Here is a 6,550-nt window from a genome sequence, read left to right on the forward strand (position 1 = left end):
ACAGGTTCGCTAAGCGGTGAATTGAAGCATGCAGCAAGCAGGAACGTAGGATGGTGATATAGCGATGGGTTTCGGGTCTCGGTTTTGCCTGACGGGTGAGCGCGTAGCGCGAGGCCGGATGTATGAATGCTGGTCCACTCTGTATTGCGGTGCGAGGCCCGTACCTCTTCTACATGCCAACAACGGGGAAACCTCGCTAACGACACTCCCCCGGTTGGACCACTCCGAGGGAACGGGCTAGTGGCGCATGGCAAGCATTGGCGGTGGAAAGCTGCTTTCTTTGCTTACTTTCTTTGCAGCAGCAAAGAAAGTGAGTCCCGCCCCGGACAGGGGCAGAGCAAATAGACCGCCAAGAAAACAAGTTCCATGGAAGCCCAAGCGCATCAAACGGTGTAACCCAAACCCCATCCCACCCCGAGCGCCAGCGACCACCCCCAACCTCAAGCGCCAGCGAACCAATAACCTACGGAGCGAAATTGTGAAGCGCAACAAGACCTCGACTCTCACCAACGACCCGCTCTGGTACAAAGACGCGATCATCTACCAGATCCACATCAAGTCGTTCTTCGACGCCAACAACGATGGCATCGGCGATTTCCCCGGCCTGCTCGCGAAACTCGACTACATCGCGGAACTGGGCGTCGACACGATCTGGCTGCTGCCGTTCTACCCGTCGCCACGTCGCGATGACGGCTACGACATCGCCGACTATCGCAACGTGCACCCCGACTACGGTACGCTCGGCGACGTCAAGCGCTTCATCCAGGAAGCGCACGCGCGCGGCCTGCGCGTCGTCACGGAACTCGTCATCAACCACACGTCCGACCAGCATCCTTGGTTCCAGCGCGCGCGCCACGCCAAGCCCGGCTCGAATCATCGCAACTACTACGTGTGGTCCGATACGGACAAGAGGTACGAAGAAACACGCATCATCTTCATCGATAGCGAACCCTCGAACTGGACGCACGATCCGGTGGCCGGCCAGTACTACTGGCACCGCTTCTTCAGCCACCAGCCGGACCTGAATTTCGACAACCCCGCCGTGCTGAAGGAAGTGCTGCAGGTGATGCGCTTCTGGCTCGACATGGGCATCGACGGTCTGCGGCTCGATGCCGTGCCCTATCTCGTCGAGCGCGAAGGCACGAACAACGAGAACCTGCCGGAAACGCACGCCATCCTGAAGAAGATTCGCGCCACCATCGACGCGGAATATCCGAACCGCATGCTGCTCGCCGAAGCCAACCAGTGGCCGGAAGACGTGAAGGAATATTTCGGCGATGAAGACGAATGCCACATGGCGTTCCACTTCCCGCTGATGCCGCGCATCTACATGTCGATCGCGAGCGAAGACCGCTTCCCGATCACCGACATCATGCGCCAGACGCCGGACCTCGCCGAAACGAATCAATGGGCGATCTTCCTGCGCAATCACGATGAACTGACGCTCGAAATGGTCACGGATTCGGAGCGCGATTATCTCTGGAACACCTACGCAAGCGATCGCCGCGCGCGCCTGAATCTCGGCATCCGCCGCCGTCTCGCGCCGCTGATGGAACGCGACAGAAGGCGCATCGAACTCATCAACTCGCTGCTGTTCTCGATGCCGGGCACGCCCGTCATCTACTACGGCGACGAACTCGGCATGGGCGATAACATCCACCTGGGCGACCGCGACGGCGTGCGCACGCCGATGCAATGGTCGTCGGACCGGAATGGCGGATTTTCGCGCGCCGACCCCGAACAGCTCGTGCTGCCGCCGGTGATGGGCTCGCTCTACGGCTACGACGCCGTGAACGTCGAATCGCAAAGCCGCGATCCGCATTCGCTGCTCAACTGGACGCGCAAGATGCTCTCGGTGCGCCGCTCGAAGCACGCGTTCGGGCGCGGCGCGATCCGCTTCCTGCGTCCGAACAATCGCAAGATCCTCGCTTACCTGCGCGAGTTGCCGGGCGAACCGGCGATCCTGTGCGTCGCGAATCTCTCGCGTGCGCCGCAGGCCGTGGAACTCGACCTGTCCGAATTCGCGGGCACGGTGCCGCTCGAAATGACCGCCGACTCGGCGTTCCCGCCGATCGGGCAACTCACCTATCTGCTGACCTTCCCGCCCTACGGCTTCCTGTGGTTCCAGCTTTGCCCCGGCAGCATGCGCCCGGCGTGGAGCCAGGCGCCGTCGGAGCAATTGCCCGAATTCGTCACGATGGTGATTCGCGCCGGCCAGACCGGCCCGACGCCGGAAAACGTGCGCCTGCTCGAATCGGAAGTCTTGCCGTCGTACTTGAGCAAGCGGCGCTGGTTCGCGTCGAAGGATCAGAAGTTGAAGAGCGTGCGGCTCGCCGCGCTGACGACGATCGAAGGCGCCGGCTTTGCGTTCACTGAAATCGAAGCCGATGTCGGCGATCACACCGAGCGCTACGTGTTGCCGCTCGCGATCGCCTGGGGCACGGAGACGACCTTCCCGCTCTACATGCAGCTCGCGTTGGCGCGCGTGCGTCGTAATCGCAACATCGGGCACCTGACCGATGCGTTCGCCGTGCCGCAATTCACCTATGGCGTGCTCAAGAAGCTGCGTGAACAGGCCGTCGTGCCGACCGTGCAGAAGAGCGAAATCCGCTTCATCCCGACCGAGCGCCTGGCCGAACTCGACTTCACGCCCGAAGCGCCGCCGGAAATCCGCTGGCTCGCGGCCGAGCAGAGCAACAGTTCGCTCGTGATCGGCGATCGCGTGGTGCTGAAGCTCGTGCGGCGGCTGGTCGGCGGCATTCATCCGGAAGCGGAAATGAGCCGCTACCTGACGAAACTCGGCTATGCGAACACCGGGCCGCTCTTTGGCGAAGTGGTGCGCGTCGATCCGCAGAACGTGCCGCATACGCTCGCGATCCTGCAAGGCTATATCGACAATCAGGGCGACGCCTGGAACTACGCGCTCGATTATCTGCGCCGCACCGTCGATGAACTGGCCGTCGCCGTCGATTCCGAGGAGCATCCGACGGATCACCGCAACGAGTTGCAGGGCTTCGAAGGCTACCGGGCGATCGCGGGCATCATCGGCCGACGGCTCGGGGAATTGCACGTCGCGCTCGCCTCGCCGACCGACGACGAAGCGTTCTCCCCGCAACGCGCGACGAAGAAAGACGTGCACGGCTGGATCAGCGGGACGCTTGCGCTGCTCACCACCGCGCTCGACATCGTCACGCAGAAGATCGGCGATTTCAACGAGCACGACCGTTTCCTCGCGCAAAGCCTGATCGACCGCCGCGACATGCTGATGGACGCGGTGAAGAAGCTCGTCACCGACGACGCCGATGCGCTCTGCATCCGCATTCACGGTGACTTCCACCTGGGACAGGTCCTGATGGCGCAGGGCGACGCGTATCTGATCGACTTCGAAGGGGAACCGGCCCGCCCGCTCGACGAACGCCGCAGAAAGACGAGCCCGTTGCGCGACGTCGCGGGACTCTTGCGTTCGCTTTCATATGCGAGCGCGGCCGCGCAGTCCACGACGGAAAGCGCGCCGGCGCAAACCGCGGATCGCAAGCGGGCACTCTTCGAGCGGATGCGCGTGAATGCCGAGGAGAGCTTCTTGCTTCAGTACCGTGAGGCGGTGGCGCAGTCGCCCGAGCCGATCGCGGGCGAGTCGACCTACGCGGCATTGCTCGACCTTTTCCTGATCGAGAAGGCTGCCTATGAAATCCGCTACGAAGCGGCGAACCGACCGACGTGGATCGGCCTGCCGCTGCGCGGCCTCGCGTCGCTTGCGAGCCGGCTGCTCGGCGACACGGGCGCGCCGCCCGCGCCCGGCACGCGCCACGTGATCGAAGCAACCAAGGACACTCCCGATGGAACCCAACATGAATAAGCGCACCGATGCGAAGGACCCCGCGGAGGGCCTGCATTCGCTCGACATCGACGCCCTCGTCGAGGCCCGCCATCCGGATCCGTTTTCGAAGCTCGGCCTGCACCAGACCGAGTCGGGCCACGTCGTGCGCGTGCTGCTCCCGGGCGCCTCCGGCGTGACGGTGATCGATCGCGAGAGCGGCGCGGCGCTCGGAAGCCTGACGAAGATCCACGATGCGGGCCTGTATGCGGGCTTCGTCGACAAACCGGGCGCGTACCGTCTCGCGATCGACTGGCACGGCACCCCGCAGGACACGCACGACACCTACGCGTTCTCTCCGGTCCTGTCGGACGAATGGCTGAACCGCCTTGCGGGCGCCGATCCGTATGCGGTGCTCGAATGCCTCGGCTCGCGACCGGTCACGCACGAAGGCATTGCGGGCGTGCGCTTCGCCGTGTGGGCGCCGAATGCGCGGCGCGTGTCGCTGGTCGGCGACTTCAATTCATGGGACGGGCGCCGTCATCCGATGCGTCTGCGTCACAACGCCGGCGTGTGGGAACTCTTCGTGCCGGGGCTCGGCGCGGGCACGCGCTACAAGTACGAGATCGTCGCGCGCGACGGCCACACGCTGCCGCTGAAGGCCGACCCGTGCGCGATGCAAAGCGAGAAGCCGCCGGCCACCGCATCGGTGGTCGCGGACGCCGACGCCATCGACAGCTTCGCCTGGACCGACGGCGACTGGATGCAGACCCGCGGCGCGAAGCAGACGGCACAGGCGCCGATCACGATCTACGAAGTCCACGCCGAATCGTGGCTGCGCGTGCCCGAGGAAGGCAATCGCGGGATGAACTGGCACGAGCTCGCCGAGCGCCTGATTCCGTATGCGAAGGGGATGGGCTTCACGCACCTCGAATTCATGCCGATCGCGGAGCATCCGTTCGGCGGCTCGTGGGGTTATCAGCCGCTCGGGCAATTTGCGCCGTCGGCGCGTTTTGGCACGCCGGAGCAGTTCGCGGAGTTCGTGAACCGCGCGCACGAAGCGGGAATTGGCATCCTGATCGACTGGGTTCCAGCGCACTTTCCGAACGACGCGCACGGCCTGATCGGCTTCGACGGCACACCGCTCTACGAGCATGCCGACCCGCGCGAGGGCTATCACCAGGACTGGAACACGATGATCTACAACCTCGGCCGCAACGAGGTGAGCGCGTTCCTGATCGCGTCGGGCATTGCGTGGCTGAAGCGCTATCACGTCGATGGGTTGCGCGTCGACGCGGTGGCGTCGATGCTGTATCGCGACTACTCGCGCAAGGCTGGCGAATGGGTGCCGAATATCCATGGCGGACGCGAGAACCTTGAATCGATCGCGTTTCTCAAGCGGCTCAATCATGAAGTGCGGCAGATTCCGGGCGCGATCACGATCGCCGAGGAATCGACGGCCTGGCCGGGCGTGACGGCGAGCGTGGAGAGCGGCGGTCTCGGCTTCGACTTCAAGTGGAACATGGGCTGGATGCACGACACGCTGCACTACATGGAAGAGGACCCGGTTTATCGTCAGTATCACCACCACATGTATACGTTCGGGATGGTCTATGCGTATTCTGAGCGCTTCGTGCTGCCGTTGTCGCACGATGAAGTGGTGCATGGCAAGGGATCGCTGATTGGCAAGATGCCGGGCGACCGCTGGCAGAAGTTCGCGAACCTGCGTGCGTATCTTGGCTTCATGTGGACGCATCCAGGCAAGAAACTGCTTTTCATGGGCGGCGAGTTTGGGCAGTTCGCGGAGTTTAACCACGATGAAACGCCGCACTGGCATCTGCTGGATGATGCGTTCCATGGCGGCTTGCAGAAGCTCGTGCGGGACCTGAACCGGCTGTATAGCGACGAGCCCGCGCTGCACAGGCTCGATAGCGATCCGCGCGGATTCGACTGGCTGGTCGGGGATGACAACGCCAATAGCGTTTATGCGTTTCGGCGGACTGATGGAGAAGGGCGAGAGCTGGTGGTGGCGTGCAATCTTACGCCGGTACCGCGGACCGGATATCGGATTGGATTGCCTCGCGGCGGGCGGTGGAGCGAGATTCTGAACTCCGATGCGTCGATCTATGGAGGGTCGAACATGGGGAATGGCGGCGTGATTCATGCGGATGACTATCCTAGTCATGGGAGGGAGCAGTCTGCTGCGCTGACATTGCCGCCGTTGGCTACTATTGTGCTTAGGGCTGACTAAGGGCGCTGGCGCTTGGGGTGGGTTTGGGGTTGGGGTTGTTGGGTTACACCGTTTGATGCACTCAGGCTTCTATGGAACTTGTATTCTTAGCGGTTTATTAGCTCTGCCCCTGTCCGGGGTAACCGCTGGCGCTTGGGTCGGGTTTCAACCGTTTGATGCACTCAGGCTTCCATGGAACTTGTATTCTTAGCGGTCTATTTGCTCTGCCCCTGTCCGGGGCGGGACTCACTTTCTTTGCTGCTGCAAAGAAAGTAAGCAAAGAAAGCAGCTTTCAAACGCCAGCCCTAACCCGTCTTCACTCGCGCTTGGAACGGAGTGGTTCAACCGGGGGAGTGTCGTTAGCGGGGTTTCATCGTTGTTGGCATGTAGAAAAGGCGCGCACGTCGCACCGCGACAGGGAGTGGAACAGCAGTCATTCATCCGTCTTGGCACTTCGTGCCCGACGACAGGTTCGCTAAGCGGTGAATTGAAGCATGCAGCAAGCA

2 protein-coding genes are annotated in these 6,550 nt (G+C 62.6%); both read left to right on the forward strand.

Annotation, left to right across the window (positions count from 1 at the left end; translation table 11 throughout):
• The first annotated feature begins 478 nt into the window (after positions 1-478).
• Entirely contained in the window at positions 479-3,856 is a 3,378-nt protein-coding gene (gene treS / locus AWB68_RS41665) for a maltose alpha-D-glucosyltransferase (protein ID WP_200828946.1), read from the forward strand.
• Positions 3,849-6,065 (forward strand): 1,4-alpha-glucan branching protein GlgB, encoded by a 2,217-nt coding sequence (gene glgB, locus AWB68_RS41670; protein ID WP_087649987.1) that lies wholly within the window; start codon positions 3,849-3,851, stop codon positions 6,063-6,065. Before treS ends, glgB begins: the two co-directional genes overlap by 8 nt.
• The last annotated feature ends 485 nt before the right edge of the window (positions 6,066-6,550 follow it).

The organism is Caballeronia choica (assembly GCF_001544535.1).
Lineage (GTDB): Bacteria > Pseudomonadota > Gammaproteobacteria > Burkholderiales > Burkholderiaceae > Caballeronia > Caballeronia choica.

What these genes read in the sequence shown, in the direction of transcription:
- glgB (WP_087649987.1), top strand. Translation starts at nt 3,849, where the DNA reads ATGAATAAGCGCACCGATGCGAAGGACCCCGCGGAGGGCCTGCATTCG.